The 14,964-nt window shown below is 60.9% G+C and carries 15 protein-coding genes; 4 read left to right on the top strand and 11 right to left on the bottom strand.

Annotated features, from left to right (window positions below; genetic code table 11):
- Positions 1-17: 17 nt before the first annotated feature.
- From AB4O22_RS14495 to AB4O22_RS14480, 4 genes are read right to left on the bottom strand one after another with little or no spacing between them, the layout of a single operon-like run.
- The gene (locus tag AB4O22_RS14495; RefSeq protein ID WP_460096580.1) at positions 18-1,148 is read right to left on the bottom strand and encodes an aminomethyltransferase family protein; all 1,131 of its coding nucleotides are present in this window, start codon (positions 1,146-1,148) and stop codon (positions 18-20) included.
- Between the two features lie 27 nt (positions 1,149-1,175).
- Complete coding sequence (locus tag AB4O22_RS14490) at positions 1,176-2,192, bottom strand: heme-dependent oxidative N-demethylase family protein (protein WP_003200591.1); 1,017 nt, start codon at positions 2,190-2,192, stop codon at positions 1,176-1,178.
- A gap of 11 nt (positions 2,193-2,203) precedes the next feature.
- Positions 2,204-3,133 carry a PDR/VanB family oxidoreductase gene (locus AB4O22_RS14485; RefSeq protein WP_460096579.1) on the bottom strand — a complete coding sequence of 310 codons (930 nt, stop codon included), beginning with the start codon at positions 3,131-3,133 and terminating at the stop codon, positions 2,204-2,206.
- Positions 3,130-3,576, bottom strand: coding sequence for a dimethylamine monooxygenase subunit DmmA family protein (locus AB4O22_RS14480; protein WP_013692966.1), 447 nt, complete (start codon positions 3,574-3,576; stop codon positions 3,130-3,132). Before AB4O22_RS14480 ends, AB4O22_RS14485 begins: the two co-directional genes overlap by 4 nt.
- Positions 3,577-3,824: 248 nt before the next feature.
- Between AB4O22_RS14480 and AB4O22_RS14475 the strand changes: the two genes are divergently transcribed.
- The 3 genes from AB4O22_RS14475 to AB4O22_RS14465 are packed head-to-tail and all read left to right on the top strand — an operon-like array spanning position 3,825 to position 6,297.
- The gene (locus AB4O22_RS14475) at positions 3,825-4,895 is read left to right on the top strand and encodes an ATP-binding protein (protein ID WP_114731068.1); all 1,071 of its coding nucleotides are present in this window, start codon (positions 3,825-3,827) and stop codon (positions 4,893-4,895) included.
- Entirely contained in the window at positions 4,864-5,535 is a 672-nt protein-coding gene (locus tag AB4O22_RS14470) for a response regulator (protein WP_460096578.1), read from the top strand. The genes AB4O22_RS14475 and AB4O22_RS14470 overlap by 32 nt, the downstream gene beginning before the upstream one ends.
- Positions 5,536-6,297, top strand: coding sequence for a PAS domain-containing protein (locus AB4O22_RS14465; protein ID WP_123350809.1), 762 nt, complete (start codon positions 5,536-5,538; stop codon positions 6,295-6,297).
- A gap of 49 nt (positions 6,298-6,346) precedes the next feature.
- Here the strand turns inward: AB4O22_RS14465 and AB4O22_RS14460 are convergent, their stop codons facing one another.
- The 3 genes from AB4O22_RS14460 to AB4O22_RS14450 form a co-directional block, all read right to left on the bottom strand.
- Complete coding sequence (locus AB4O22_RS14460) at positions 6,347-7,273, bottom strand: sugar ABC transporter substrate-binding protein (protein WP_223471285.1); 927 nt, start codon at positions 7,271-7,273, stop codon at positions 6,347-6,349.
- A gap of 81 nt (positions 7,274-7,354) precedes the next feature.
- On the bottom strand, positions 7,355-8,146 hold the full coding sequence (locus tag AB4O22_RS14455; RefSeq protein ID WP_460096576.1) for a TIM barrel protein: 792 nt from the start codon (positions 8,144-8,146) through the stop codon (positions 7,355-7,357).
- Positions 8,143-9,165 carry a Gfo/Idh/MocA family oxidoreductase gene (locus AB4O22_RS14450; RefSeq protein ID WP_460096574.1) on the bottom strand — a complete coding sequence of 341 codons (1,023 nt, stop codon included), beginning with the start codon at positions 9,163-9,165 and terminating at the stop codon, positions 8,143-8,145. The genes AB4O22_RS14455 and AB4O22_RS14450 overlap by 4 nt, the downstream gene beginning before the upstream one ends.
- Before the next feature lie 194 nt (positions 9,166-9,359).
- Here AB4O22_RS14450 and AB4O22_RS14445 point away from each other — a divergent pair, with 194 nt between their 5' ends.
- Positions 9,360-11,351, top strand: a complete 1,992-nt coding sequence (locus tag AB4O22_RS14445) for a sigma-54 interaction domain-containing protein (protein WP_460096573.1) — start codon at positions 9,360-9,362, stop codon at positions 11,349-11,351.
- A 168-nt stretch (positions 11,352-11,519) separates the two neighbouring features.
- On the opposite strand, the gene AB4O22_RS14440 is transcribed toward AB4O22_RS14445, so the two are convergent.
- The 4 genes from AB4O22_RS14440 to AB4O22_RS14425 all read right to left on the bottom strand — a co-directional run bounded on the left by AB4O22_RS14440 (position 11,520) and on the right by AB4O22_RS14425 (position 14,920).
- Complete coding sequence (locus AB4O22_RS14440) at positions 11,520-13,067, bottom strand: TerC family protein (RefSeq protein ID WP_460096571.1); 1,548 nt, start codon at positions 13,065-13,067, stop codon at positions 11,520-11,522.
- Positions 13,068-13,361: 294 nt separating this feature from the next.
- Positions 13,362-13,490: a hypothetical protein gene (locus AB4O22_RS14435; protein WP_460096569.1), complete on the bottom strand. Its 129-nt coding sequence runs from the start codon at positions 13,488-13,490 to the stop codon at positions 13,362-13,364.
- A gap of 41 nt (positions 13,491-13,531) precedes the next feature.
- The gene (locus tag AB4O22_RS14430) at positions 13,532-14,170 is read right to left on the bottom strand and encodes a transmembrane anchor protein (RefSeq protein ID WP_460096567.1); all 639 of its coding nucleotides are present in this window, start codon (positions 14,168-14,170) and stop codon (positions 13,532-13,534) included.
- Positions 14,171-14,182: 12 nt separating this feature from the next.
- Positions 14,183-14,920: a HupE/UreJ family protein gene (locus AB4O22_RS14425; protein WP_013692976.1), complete on the bottom strand. Its 738-nt coding sequence runs from the start codon at positions 14,918-14,920 to the stop codon at positions 14,183-14,185.
- Positions 14,921-14,964: the final 44 nt, after the last annotated feature.

Genomic DNA, 14,964 nt, shown 5'->3' with positions numbered 1-14,964 from the left:
TTAAATTAAGGGGCGGCTCAGCCCTTGGCCGTGCGTTTGGTTTTTTCCGGGTCGTCGAAGGGCAGGGCATGGGTCACGGCGCCCGCTTCAAGGCTGCCGCGCACCTGCAGTGCAATACCGGGCACGGAGCAGGCGACGCTCAGGCGGGCGATGGCCATCGAGCGTTTGCTCAGGCGCGAGTACATGCCGCAGGTGATCACGCCGACTTGCTGGTTGCCCTGCCACAGGGTGTCGCCGGCCTCGGCCGGGCGTACGCCCTCGAGCAGCACACCGGTGATCTTGAAACGCTCCTGACCGCGCAGGCGCAGGTGTTCCTCGGCGCCACGGAAGGTTTGTTTGCCGGGTGAGACGGTGAAATCCAGGCCCATTTCCCACAGGGTGTCGCCGGCCTTCTGGTCAGCGAAGGGGTACATCTGCGAGTTGTCATAGGGGAAAAACATCAGCGAGCTTTCCACCCGCAGCCAGTCCAGCGCGGTGAAGGCACACGGGATAATCCCCAGGCTGGCACCCTGTTCGAGGATGCTGTCCCACAGGAACGGTGCATCGGCCGCCTTGCAGAAAATCTCGTAGCCGCGCTCGCCGGTGTAGCCGGTGCGGGAGATCATCACCGGGCGTTCGAACAGGCGCGTCTGCAGGTGATGGAAGTACGGCAACTGGCGGACGCCGGGCACGTGCTCGGCGAGAAAGTCCACCGCCAGCGGCCCTTGCAGCGACAAGTCGTGCAGGTCGTCGTCGAACAGCACCGCCACTTGCCGGCCCAGGGCGGAACGCACCAGCATTTCATGCCCGGTGCCAGCGCCATGCACCACCATGAACGCATTAGGCCCGGTGCGGTAGACGATGCAGTCATCGACGAACTTGCCGTCCTCGTCGAGCATCGAGGCGTACACCGATTTGCCGGGGTAGAGTTTGGCGATGTCGCGGGTGGTCGCCCATTGCAGCAGGCTTTCGGCATGGGGTCCCACGTAATGGACTTTTTTCAGCCCCGACACGTCCATCAGGCCGGCACGGGTGCGGATCGCTTCGTGGTGGTCGGCCAGCGCGCTGCTGTAGGTCCAGGCGGTGCCCATGCCGTTCCAGTCTTCAAGGTTTGAACCGAGGGCACGGTGCCGCTCGGCCAATGCAGAAATACGCCATGAAAGGGTCATGTGAGGGTCCTTGTCGGGAAAGAGAGATCAGGCGTGCGGGTCGAATTGGCTCAGCCACTCGACCAGCGTGTGTCTGTAGCGGGTCATGCCCTTGTAGTCGGCGATAGGGCCGGGCAGGTCGCGCAGCACGCGATGCAGGCGACAACCCCAGCCGGGTTGAGTGACCAGTTCGTCCAGGCTGATCAGGTAGGTGCGGATGCTGAACATCACCGCGTTGCTGCGCGGCAGACGGGCCATCACCTGCAGCTCGACGCGCAGATGCACCTGTTGGCCGACGTTTTCGGCGGTGATGCGGCCGCGGTCGGCGCCCCATTCATGGAACGTCTCGGGCGAGGAGTCCAGGCGCGGCTTGATGGTCAGGGTCCAGTTCAGGCGCCGCACCGGCTGACCCACTTGCAGGTTGAGCAGATACTTCAGCGCACGGTCGAACACGCCCATCTGGTGGGCCATGGGCACCGGTGAATGCCACTGCTTGAAGCTCATGCCGGCGTCGAAGGCCAGGGACCAGTCAGCGGGACTGGTGACCAGGCCGGCGTCCATGTACAGATCGCTGTCACGTTGATCGAGCAGGGCGAAATCCCCCTGAACCTGTCGGCCGATGAACTCCAGCGGCGCGCAGGGCAGGCTGGTGGCATCACCGAAAATGAACGGCTGATCGATCTCCAGCAGGCGGTTGCGCCAATGCCAGCGGTCGCCGTCACGCACCAGGCTGAACCACTGCGGATAGTCGGCGGCCAGGTGTTCCATCAGCATCTGCAAGGCATCCCAGGCTGCTACTTGCATGTGCGGCATCACCAGGTAGCGGCGCGGGTCCTGATCCAGTACCAGGGCGCGTTCGGCCATTTCCGAACAGTAGTGCTCGTCGATGTCGAAGGCATGCTCATAGATCGAGCCGGGGTCGCGGGAGGTGGCCGGTTCGATATTGACCGAGTACAGGTAGCTGTCCTCGACAAAGGGGAAGGGGAAACGGCGGATTGCCGCAGGGCTGTTGCGAAAGCTGAAATCATCGCGATAGCTCAGCACGGGGCTCGCTTGCAGGGGCATGTCACTCACTCCTATAGGTCCAGCGAAATGCAGGGGCCGCTGCCGCGTGAGACGCAGGGCATCAGAAAGTCGGCCTGCTCGGCCGGGCAGAGGAAGCTGTCGCGGTGTTCGATGGCACCGCCGGTGTGGCGGGTGATGCACTGGCCGCAGACCCCGCCACGGCACAGGTTGGGCACTTGCAGGCCTGCGTGTTCGAGGGCTTCGAGCAGGCTCTGGTCGGCCTCCACCCGCAGGCGACGACCGCTGCGCAGCAGGTGCAGGTCGAAGGGTTGGCCGGGTTGCGCGCCTTTGAACGTTTCCGAATGCACGCGCTTGCGCGGCCAACCGAGGCGCGAGGCCTCACGCTCAACCGCGTCGAGCAGAGACTGCGGGCCACAGGTGTAGACATGGCTGCCCAGCGGCCGGTCGGCGAGGATCTGGCTCAGGTCGGGGCGATTGTCATAGGCATGCAGGCGCGCGCCGAGGCGCAGTTGCAGTTCGTCGAGGTAGGCGTCGCTCAGGCCCGGGCGGAACAGGTAATGCAGTTCGAGATCGGCCTGCTGCTGTTCCATCGCAGCAATATAGGCCATGAACGGCGTGATGCCGATGCCGGCGGCGATCAAGATATGCAGGCGTGCAGTGCCGTGGGGGGCGAACAGATTGGCCGGTGGTGAAATCTGCAACGTGTCGCCGACCTGCACCTGGCGATGCAGGTACTGCGAGCCGCCACGAGAAGCGTCCTGCAAGCGCACGGCGATGCGGTAGTGCTGGGTGTGCGCCGGGTCGCTGGTGAGCGAGTAGGCGTTGCGCACCTTGCCCTCGGCCAGTGGCAGATGCACCTGCACATGGCTGCCGGGCGAGAAGCCGGGCAGGGCGCCGTCGCAGGCCGTCAGGGTGAATTCGCGCACCACCGGCGTGAGCATTCTTGCCGCGCTGACCTGAACGTCGAGGACCGCGCTCATGGCTGGAATGCCGCATAGGGTTGGTCGGGGTTGATGCACACGCCGAGGTAAGCCCCCAGGCGCCGGGAAAAATGCGTGCGCACCTCCAGCCCGACGTGGCAACCGATGCAGTTCAGCGACGACTCCGGCCCGGCCGCCTGGGTCAGGCCACAGTGCGCGCAGTACACCTGGCGCAGGCCGGGCGTTGCGCAGGTCATGCTGATCTCGTCGTCTTCCAGGCCAGCGGCGCGAGCCTGCCCGTGAACACGCCAGACAAAAGCTTCATCGCCCAGCAGGTAGAGCCGACACCCCACGGTTGCGCTGGCCAAGGCCTGTTGCAGGTGCCGGGTGAAGTCGGCTTGTTCGCCGTTCAACAGCAGGGGATTGTCCAGTTCAGCGACAACCTCTGTGCAGACGGTTGCCGATTGCATCACCACGATGGGGCGGCTAAGGGTGGGCTTCATGCGGGCTCTCCAAAGTGCTTTTTTATTTCCTGTTGGGAGAGATACTTTCCTATGGGGAAAATTTTCTCAATCTGGAAAAAGGGCTATGCCTTTGGAGATAAGCCTTGCTACACGGCCGTCCGGGGCATGGAAGTTGCTGGTATTCGAGGAATGTCGAGCAACCGGACGGGGAGTTATCGAGAGTGCGAACACGACCGCAGTGGTGGCCGCTCTGGTTAGGGCCTGTGCGCCCTGAACAGGCCCGCAGCGTGCGTAAGCTGTTGGCCGGGTTGCCCTTGAGCCAGGCGCACGCTGACGGTGCCTTATCGGGTTTTCTGGACCGTTTCGACGCACTGCTGCCGCCTGCCAGGTTGAACCTGATCCTTGGCGGCGAGGACCTCAGCCCGACGCGACGCGGTTTGATCGAGGGCTGCCAGGACGTGGTGACTTGCCCCTGGCGCGACGCAAGCGCGGCAGACACCCCCCAAAGCTGCGGCCCGTGTCGGCAACGCGGCGTGCACCGACTAGTGTGCGCCTTGCCCGAGGGCCAGAAGGGCGTGTTGCTGCTCGATAGCCCGAAACGGGCCGGTGCCAGTTGGCGCCAGTTACTGGAAGAGGTGGCGCAGGCGGTAGGCATGGCTGTGCGCTTGCGCAGCTACAACCGTGAGCAGCAGCGCAAACAGGCGACGTCCCGCCACGGTGCCTTGGCCCGTGAGCTGCACGACTCGGTGGCACAGCAACTCGGTTACCTGTCGTTCCAGGCCCATGGCCTGCAATCCCAGTTGGGCGAGCCGGAACAAGCCTCTGCGGGTTTGCAGGACCTGTGCGCTGGCTTGAGCCAGTTGCAGCGCCAGGTGCGCGAGTTGATTACCAGTGCGCGTCTGACCATGGACGGGCGCTCGCTGCGCCAGGCACTGGCCGACTCGGTCGCCGAGTTCTCGCGGCGCTGCATCATCGTGTTCGAGCTGGACAACCGCCTGGCTGACGATGCTTTGAGCCCGGGAACCGAGTTACAGATTTTGCAGATTATTCGTGAAGCACTGGCCAACGCGGTGCGCCATTCCCATGCGCGGCATGTCCGCATCGAGTTGCGGCAAAACCAGGACGGTGATGTCTCCATTTCGGTGGAGGATGACGGCATCGGACTCAGTCCGGCGTCAGGGGAGGCAAATCATTTCGGTCTGGCGATTATCCGCGAGCGCGCCGCGAACATTGGCGCCCGATTGACAATTGAAGCGATCCGCCCGCATGGGGTCCGCGTACATCTTGGCCTTCGCTGCCATCAAGACCAGCCACAGGGGAGTTTCGATGGACTGCACAACCTTATTACTGATCGATGATCATCCGCTGTTTCGCAAAGGCCTGGCGCAGCTGTTCGGCGCCAGTGACGACTTCGATGTGGTGGGGCAGGCGGCCAGCGGTCGCGAAGGCATCAACCTGGCCGTGAGCCTGGCGCCGCAGCAGGTCTTGCTCGATTTGCACATGCCCGGCTTGAGTGGTTTGCAGGTGCTCGATGAACTGCGTCAGTTGCGCCTCGACTGTCAGGTGGTGGTGCTCACTGCGTCGATGGATCGCGCCGAGCTGTTGACGGCCTTGCGCCTGGGGGCCAGTGGTTATGTGCTCAAGGAAACCGAGCCCGATGCGTTGTTGAGCTACATGCGCAATTGCCACAAGGGCGCGATCGTTCTGGATTCAACCCTGGTTGCCCTGCTGGCCGATCAGGACGAATCGGTGAGCCGGCCTGCGCACGATCCGGACCTGCCAGACACAGGCAACCTGACCGAGCGCGAAGGGCAGACCCTGGCCCTGATCGGTGCCGGCATGAGCAATAAACAGATCGGCCGGGAACTGGGAATCAGCGATGGTACGGTCAAGATTTATGTGAGGAATCTGTTGCAGAAGTTCAGCCTGCACTCACGTCTGGAGTTGGCGGCGTGGGTGCACAACGGCGCGTCGGTAAGACACGAGGAGCGTCATTAGATGAGGGAAAGCCCGGAAGCTTTTGCACAGACACCGAGCGTGCACCTGATGGATCGCTTTCCCGCCGCCCTGCTGGAATTGCGCGACAACGGCCAGATCGCTCACTTCAACCTGGCCTGGACCGAGTTGATGGGGGCGCCGGGCGCGGAGCGCAATCTCATCGATTATGTGCACCAGGAAGACCGCCCGCTGTGGCGCAAGGCCTTGCATGAGCTGCGTCGGCGTCCCGAGACCTCGTTCAATCAACGCCTGCGTTTTGTACATCCTTCTGGTGAATTACGCTGGTTCGAGGTGAACCTCAAGCGCGGCCCGCAGGGGTTCTATCTGGTCGTCGGGGACGTCACGGCACACAAACGCCGCGAAATTGCCTTGCAGGCCAGTCAGCGCAGCAGCATGAGCCTGCTCGATAGCATGCCTGGGCTGATCTATCGGGGCCGTAACAACCGCGACTGGACCATGGAGTTTGTCAGTGCCGGCTGCCTGCAACTGACCGGATATCCTGCGGAGCGGCTGGTGGACAATCATGAGTTCACTTACAACAGCCTGATCCTGGCGCAGGATGCCGACTACGTCTGGCGCGAGGTGCAATATGCGTTGTCGCGCAACGAGCCGTTCGAGCTCAATTACCGGATTCGTTGCGCCGATCAGTCGATCAAGCACGTCTGGGAAAAGGGCATCGGGATCTATGCCGATACGCGTGAAGTGCTGGGTATAGAGGGGGCGATTTTCGAGCGAACGGCAGGTCAGGCCTCAGTTCGCTGAGTCGCCGCTGATCCCTGGCCGGGATCGCGGCGAAGTGTCGAGCGTGTCGCTACTTGTAATGTTGTTCAAACACCGCCAACTGCTCAGGCTTGATCAACTGAAAGGGCACCCAGACGTCCGTTTCCACCGGCTCTCCCTTGATCATCTTGAGTGCTGCCTGTACCGCGCTGGCCGCCTGGGCCTTGGGGTCCTGGAACACCGAGGCGACCAGCATCCCACGCTTGATCGCCGCCAGACCGTCAGGCAAACCGTCGATGCCGACAATCGCGATCTCGCCCTTGGCTTTGCCGGCCTGTTGCAAGGCCATGGCCGCACCGATGGCCATTTCGTCGTTGTTGGCAACGATGGCATCGAAACGGCTGCCCGCCAATAGCCAGTTACTGGTCAGGTCCATCCCTTTGTTGCGCTGCCACTCGGCGCTTTGCTGCTCGACAATCTTGATCCCGGGATAATCCTTGAGCACCTGCTTGACGCCTTCGGTGCGGTCGTGGGTCGCGTTTTGCGCCAGGTCGCCCATGATGATCGCGAGGTTGCCCTTGCCGCCGAGCTTTTCGGCCAGGTAGCGCATTTGCAGCTGTCCGGCCTCGATGTCATTGGACGCGACGGTGACGACGCCTTTGGGCAAGGTGCGCTCGTCCGGGTGACGGTTGACGTAGACCAGCGGCGTTTTCGCTTCGACTGCGGCGCGGGTGATATTGGCCGTGGCGGAGGTGTCCACCGGCAGGACAATGACCGCATCCACTTGCTGGTTGATAAAGCCCTGGACCTGGTTGAGTTGGCGCACCACATCGCCTTGGGCGTCCTCGAACTGAATCTGCACGTTTTCCTTTTTCGCGGCCTCGTCCAGGCCATTACGCACGTAGGTCATGAAGTTGTCGTCGACCCTGGCGATGCTGACGCCGATGCGATAGTCGGCGGCGGCCCATTGGCTGAAGAGCAATAGCAGGGTGGTGAAAAGCAGTGTGCAACGACGCATGATGGTTTTCCTTTTGTTGTTATGAGTTGTACGTCACCAAAAGATGAAAATCTGCCGCACGTTTTGAGTTCGACAAACGCTTTATCCATCAAGCGTGAAGGCCTGCCTGAAACGCTCAAGCGCAACCTCGCTGTCACCGCTGGCCCAGCCTTCGAGGCCGACGACACCGCTGTATCCCATGCCGAACAAGGCCCTGGCAATGGCGGGATAATGGATTTCACCGGTACCGGGCTCCATGCGCCCCGGGACGTCGGCAACCTGGATTTCGCCGATGGAGCTGCCGGCGCGCTGGATCAGTTCGATCAGGTTTCCTTCGCCGATCTGTGCGTGATAGAGGTCCAGGTTCATCTTCAGGTGCGGGCTGCCCACGGCCTCGATCAGCGCCAGGGTTTCGTCAGCGCGGGCGAACGGTGTGCCCGGGTGGTCGACTTCGGTGTTGAGGTTTTCCAGCAGGAAAACCCGACCCGCGTCCTCGCCCAGGCGGGCGATTTTTTCCAGCGTCTTGCAGGCGTTCAACCACATGCGGCCAGTGGTTTGGGCAACAGGTTTGACCGGCAACCCCTGGTCACCCAGGCCGGTGCCATGCAGGTTCAGGCTAGGGCAACCCAATTGAGCGGCGACGGCCAAGGATTCCCGGGCGCTGTCGAGCAAGTGTTGGATGTCCTCGGGATCGGTCAGGTTGCCGCAGATGTAGCCGGTCATGGAGGTGAAATCCGCGCCGGTCGCCGAGAGGGCCCGGATGTCTTTGGTCGTCCAGTTCCATATCTCGACGCTGAAGCCTAGTGCGTGGATACGTTTGACCCGCTCGGTAAAGGGCAGGTCGAGGAAGACCATCTCGGCGCTGATCGCCAGTTTGAACGGTGTGAAACTCATGACAGAGCTCCTTGCACACGCACCGCTTTGCCCTGCTGGAAGGACTCGATACAGGCACGGGCAATCGCCAGTGCTGCCCGCGCGTCTTCACCGCTGGCCAGAGGTTTTTCACCGCTGCGCACGCAACTGACGAAGTGGTTGAGCTCGGCCACATAGGCATCACGCAGCAGGTCGGTGTCCATGCGCTGGGTGTCGGCCTGGACCCCATTGGCCAGGTACCGCAGCAAGTCAGAGTCGTTGACGTTGCCCATGGTCAGCATGCCAGCGCTGCCGAACACTTCGCCGCGGACATCGTAGCCATACACGGCCTGGAAATTGGCCTCGGCCGTGGCGATGGCGCCGTTATCGAAACGGATCGTGACCACCGCGGTGTCGAGAAATCCTTTGTCCTTGTAGTCCGGTGCGATCAGGGCATCGGCCATCACAAAAACCTCAACCGCTTCGGCGCCCGGATTCAGGTAGCGCAGGGTATCGAAGTCATGGATCAGGGTTTCGAGGAAGATTACCCATTGCGGCGACGCGGCCGGGTTGTTCAGCGCTGGGTCGCGGGTCAGCGAGCGCAGCAGTTGTGGCGTACCGATCCGGCCGCCGACCACGTCCAGGTGAGCGGTGCGGAAACTTCTGGCAAAGCGACGGTTGAAGCCGACTTGTAGTGTCACCCGTGCGTCGGCAGCGGCGGCGATGGCGCGGTCAGCTTCGTCCAGGGTGATGGCCATCGGCTTTTCACAGAACACCTCTTTGCCGGCCCGGGCCGCACTGATCACCAATTCGGCATGGCTGCGTGCCGGGGCGGCAATCAGCACGGCGTCGATGTCCGGGTCATCGAGTAATTGCTGTGGGTCGGTATAGACCTTCTGCACGTCCAGTTCTGCCGCCAAGCGTGCGGCTTGGCCGGGGGTAGGGTCGGCGATGGCGGCGAGGCAGGCGCCGGGGATGTGCCGGGCGGCGGTCAGGCCGTGAAAACTGCCCATGCGGCCGGCGCCGATGAGGCCAAGGCGAAGGGTCTTGGATGTGCTCATGAACATGACTCCCTTTATTGTTTTTACGACTCGGCGGTAAGAATGTCCTCGTCTGTGCAAGCAGGGAGCAAGCGTTGTGCCAAAAATTAACTGATTGATATTTAAGGTTTTTTATCTTCATGTTTTTGAAATGATGTTCATTTTGATGACATGTCTATACTGACATGTCGAAAATATGAACATGTGGCCGGATAATGAACCAGCAACCTGCAGCATTGAGCGCCGAAGACCGTGACTACCTCACCACGCTGGGCCCCGCGTCGTTGAACGAAGGGCCAGGCACTGCGCTGGATGAGGCTTGGCGCGCGTGCTTGCAGGGAGCTATCGAACGGCCTGTCGGGATCCGCCGGGTGATTTGGGAGTCCTGGTTGCGCAGCGTCGCTGCCGGCCTCGATCCGGAAGACGGCGAGTACCGTTTTGTCGCGCCTGCCGACCTGACCGCGACCCTGGCAGCCAACCGGGTGCTGATCGCCGCTGCGGCGCAAGTCATGCGCGGTTTGCTCGCCTATAACCCCAGGGGCCATATCAACCTGACCGATGCCGAAGGCACGACTTTGTATTTTTGTGGCCTGGACCTCACACCCATTGGCAGTCGACTGCTGGAGTCGGTACAGGGCACCAATTGCACCGGGCTGGCGATCGTCGAAGACCGTTTGGTCTATGTGCTGGCCGAGGAGAACTTCGGGCTTGGCCTGCGCCAGCGCCGCATGCATTGCGCCGCCGCGCCAATCCGCGATGCCCAGGGCCGGACGCTGGGTATGTTGACCTTGACGGCAGAACCCGGCTGGTTTCATTTCCATACGCTGGGCACGGTCCAGGCCGCGGCCGAGGCGGTCTCCAGGCAGATGGCGCTGCAAGCCTTGCTGGAAGAACAACAGACAGTCCTTGAGGTGCTCAACGAGGGCTTGGTGGTTTTGGATGAGCAGGGCCGCATCAAGGCGCTCAACCATTACGCACGGCAGTTGTTCCGCGTCGGCCGTGACTTGCTCGGCAGCCCGTTCAAGAGCCTGGGCCAGAGCGAATTGACCGATGCAGTCCTGCTCGCGGGTGGGGAAGGCGTGCGCGACCTGGACTGCACCTTTGAACTGCACGACCGCAGCCATCTGGCCTGCCTGGTGTCGGTCTGCCCGCTGGAGCAAGGCGGGCGGATTGTGTCGTTGCGCGAGAACCGACGCATCCGGGAAATCACCCGGCGGATCATTGGTACCCAGGCCAGCTACACCTTCGAAACCATCCTCGGCCGCTCACAGGCGATTGAGGACGCACTGCACCTGGCGCGGATTGCCAGTCGCAGTGATTCGACCACGCTGATCCTCGGTGAGAGCGGCACTGGCAAGGAGCTGTTCGCCCAGGCTATCCATAATGGCAGCGACCGATGTGGCGGGCCTTTCGTGGCGGTCAATTGCGGCGCCATTCCCCGTGACCTGGTGCAGAGCGAACTGTTTGGACATGTTGAAGGCGCTTTCACCGGAGCGGCGCGCGGTGGGTCGGCAGGCAAGTTCGAATTGGCCGATGGCGGGACGATCTTCCTCGATGAAATCGGTGACATGTCCTTTGATGCGCAGGTCAGCCTGCTGCGTGTCCTGCAGGAGGGCGAGGTGACACGGGTGGGGGCGAAAAAATCGCTGCGGGTCAACGTGCGCATCATCGCCGCCACCCATCGCAACCTGAGCCAGGCAGTGGCCGAGGGCGCCTTTCGTGAGGACCTTTACTATCGGCTCAACGTGCTGAACTTGACGGTGCCGCCACTGCGGATGCGTCGCGAAGATGTGCCGTTGCTGGCGCGGCATTTTCTTGCGCGTTGTGCGCGGTCGCTACGCAAGTCGATGCAGGACCTTTCGCCCGCGGCGCTGGACATGCTTGGCGCCTATCACTGGCCAGGCAATGTCCGTGAGCTGGAAAACGTCATTGAGCGGGCCACCAACCTGGCGATGACCGAACTGATCGAGCCGAGCGATCTTGCCTTGGAAATCAGGCAGCGAGGGCGCCCATCGACATGGGGAAGTGTCCCTGAGCCGCGGATGGCGCCGGACCTTGGCACCCATGAGATGAATGCCATCATCGCCGCCCTCAAGGACACGCGCGGAAACATCCGTCTGGCTGCTCAACGGCTGAATGTGTCGCGGGGTGGGTTGTACAACAAAATGAGCCGGTTTGGGCTCAAGGTTGAGGCGTTTCGTTCTTAGCGGGATGCTGTCGTAATAAGCGGGGATTGTTTCGACCCCAATCGAGAATCTGGCAGCGGGATGGGCGCAAAACCCAAGGCCTTTGGGGCGGGAAATGATGCGCAGGAATTGAGCCTTGTGGGTCGCGACGAAAATAAACGAGGCCGCGAATGCGGCCTCGTTCTGTATTTATTCCTTACGCAACAACACCCTGGTCACCCGACGCTCCTCAACCTCCACGACCGTCATGCTCCATCCCTGCCAATCAAGAGTGTCTCCAATCACTGGCAAGCGATCCAGCAGGCTCATTACCAACCCGGCAAGCGTCTGGTAATTTTCCGTGGCGTTCGCCTGGAAGCCGATGTGTTCGCGAATCTGGCTGAGATTCAGGGCGCCGCTGATGAGGAAACCTCCATCCTGGGCGACAATGTTCGGACCTTCGATTTCACTGGCATCCGGCAATTCACCGGCAATGGACTCCAGGATGTCGGTCATCGTGAGAAGACCCACGAAGTCACCGAACTCGTTCACCACGAACGCGATGTGGGTCGACTCCTTACGCATTTGCTCCAATGCGTTAAGGATCGTGAAGCTGTCGAGCAGGTTGATGGCTTTGCGCGCCATGGCCTCCAGATTCGGCTGATTGCCCGCCAGTATTTCCTTTAGCAGTTCTTTCTTATGGACAAAGCCCAGCGGCTCATCCACGCGTCCTTCTCGGATCAACGGCAAGCGCGAGTAAGAAGAGTGCATCAGCGCCGTACGGATTTCTTGCGGAGCATCTGCCAAATCGAGGTGGTCAATTTGCGCACGAGGCGTCATCACACTGCGTATCGGCCGCTCGGCCAATTGCAGCACGCCACTGATCATGACCCGTTCGCGCCGATGGAAAACCTGCTCCGGTTCGTCGCCTTCCAGCATGTCGGCGATTTCCTCGCCGACTTCATCGGCCCCCAGCTTTTGACCGCCCAGCAGGCGCAACACCGCATGGGCGGTACGCTCGCGCATCGGCCGAAGACCTTGCAGGCTTTTCTTGCGACGCGAGCGCGCCAACTGGTTGAACAGTTCGATCAGGATCGAGAAACCAATTGCGGCGTACAAGTAGCCTTTCGGAATGTGGAAACCCAGGCCCTCAGCAGTGAGGCTGAAGCCGATCATCATCAGGAAACCCAGGCACAGCATGATGACGGTAGGGTGGCCGTTGACGAATTTTGTCAGCGGCTTGCTCGCGATCATCATCAAGCCGATCGAGAACATCACCGCGATCATCATGACCGACAGGTGCTCCACCATCCCCACGGCCGTGATCACCGCATCCAGGGAAAAGACCGCGTCCAGTACCACAATCTGCGCCACGATAGGCCAGAACATCGCATAGGCGGCATTGCCGGCACGTTGCGCCACGTGGCCTTCGAGTCGCTCATGCAACTCCATGGTTGCCTTGAACAACAGGAACACGCCGCCGAACAGCATGATCAAGTCTCGACCCGAGAATGTCTTGCCAAAGACCTCGAACAGCGGGTTGGTCAATGTCACCATCCAGGAGATGCTGGCGAGGAGGCCAAGGCGCATCAGCAACGCCAGGGACAGGCCGATGATACGGGCACGGTCGCGCTGCTCGGGCGGAAGTTTGTCAGCCAGGATGGCGATGAATACGAGGTTGTCGATGCCGAGCACCAGCTCCAGCACGATCAAGGTCAGCAGGCCCAGCCATGCCGTGGGGTCAACGATCCATTCCATGGGTTATTCGTTCCCTCGGACGATCAATGCCGGGGAAGGGGACTGCAACGAGGGTATGCAGGGTGCTGCTGGAGCGCTGGAGGGAAAGCGGTTCTTCGAAAGGCGACTGGGAGGTTCCTGAAGGGTGTTCATACAGACCTGGAAATAATTTTGGGAAGAAATCCTACAACGGTTTTTAAGAATTCATACGAGGTGATTTATTACAGGATCTGACAGGGCCACGCCACCGTGAGAGCAGCGTGTCGTATCTGCGATGGACAAGAGGCCGCATTTGCGGCCTCTTGTCCTATGGCATTACTCGTGCGAGTGCCCATGATCCGAGCTTTCGGATTCAGCAGGCTTCTCGGTGCCACCGCAGGCGGTCATCAGGCCGATAAAGCAGATCAGAAGCACGGAGCGGAGCAGTGTGGTTGAGGCGTTCATTGAGTTTTCCGTAGGAATCTAAAAGTGTGTTTCGACTGGAGTCAGCGCTTCACACTCAGGTAGTCGCCCGTCGTTTTCAGCGAAATGGTCACGTCGTTATTCGTGCGATTACGCCAGAACCAGCCATGAGTGCCGTCAAACAGAGCAGTGAATTCGCCCTTGTCGCCTTTGACCTGCTTGGCTTTGGAGTAGCTATGGAAATAGCCCTTTTCGCCGTTGTAGGGTTCGCCATGGGTGTCATGGTTAACCGGCCCACCAGAGGCCGCCCATTCATAGCTGACGGTGGTGTTCTTGAGCATTTCCAGCTTGATTTCTGTCCCTTCACCCGGTTTTAGCGTGACGGTCATTTCATCTGTCTTCAGGGTTGGGTCGGGTTGAGCTGCGGGTGGAGGCGCAGGTTGAGCCGCTGGGGTTACAGCTACAATTTGCGGAGCCGGAGCCTCTTGTACTGGCTGCGGCGCTGCATTCGCCAACGCCTCTTGGGCGAGCGTGATCTTCATTTCGCCCATCTGCGTCAGGCCCAGTGCGCGGCCCACGCCTGTGGGGTCAATCGCATATTCCGCAGGCATGACGACCGTGACCAGCAGACCGGCCGCGGTCACCAATGCGATGACCGTCGAGCGTACCAATCGACGAGTGCTGGGCAATTCATTAACAGTGGGAAGTGGCGTATTGAACATGGTCTGAATTCCTTAGGCTGAGACAAACAGGCCGGTGATCTGGTAACCCATCAAAAGGAAACCGGCACTCATCATGGCAACGTTGGCGGTGTAGGCATGGCGCCAGAAACTGCCGGTGCGCCGCCAATATCCCATCAGAATGAGAATCGCGCTGAGGGCCAGCAACTGGCCGATCTCGACACCAACGTTGAAGGCGATCAGGTTGGGAATCAGGCCGTCGGGCGAGATTTCGTATTCCTGGATCTTCGTTGCCAGGCCAAACCCGTGAAGCAGGCCGAAGATCAGCGTGGCGACCTTGGTATTGGGTTGGAAGCCGAACCAGCGCTGGAATGCGCCCAGGTTATCGAGCGCCTTGTACACCACCGAGAAGCCGATGATGGCGTCGATGATGTAGGCGCTGATACTGACCTCGGTCAGCACGCCGAGCAGCAGCGTGACCGAGTGTCCAACGGCGAACAATGTGACGTAGAGCCCTACGTCCTTCAGGCGATACAGGAAGAAAATCACCCCGAACAGAAACAGCAGGTGATCGTAGCCCGTCATCATGTGTTTGGCGCCCATGTAGATGAAGGGCAGAAACATGACACCCGAGCTTTCCTGGATGAAACCTTTATCGCCTTCAGCGACGGCGTGGGCGAGAGCTTCGGGCATTCCGACAAGAAATGACGCAAGCAATAGAAACAACAGCAGTAGTGGGCGATGCGAAGGCGCAGCGAACGCGCCGACGCCACTCATTGAGTGCGAATGCATGAATAAGATCCTTCGTTGCAGTGATCAAGGGTCGCAGCGCGACC

This window comes from Pseudomonas sp. S3_B11, assembly GCF_054667715.1.
Note: the sequence above shows the minus strand (reverse complement) of the source record. Positions and strands in the feature narration are given on the sequence as shown.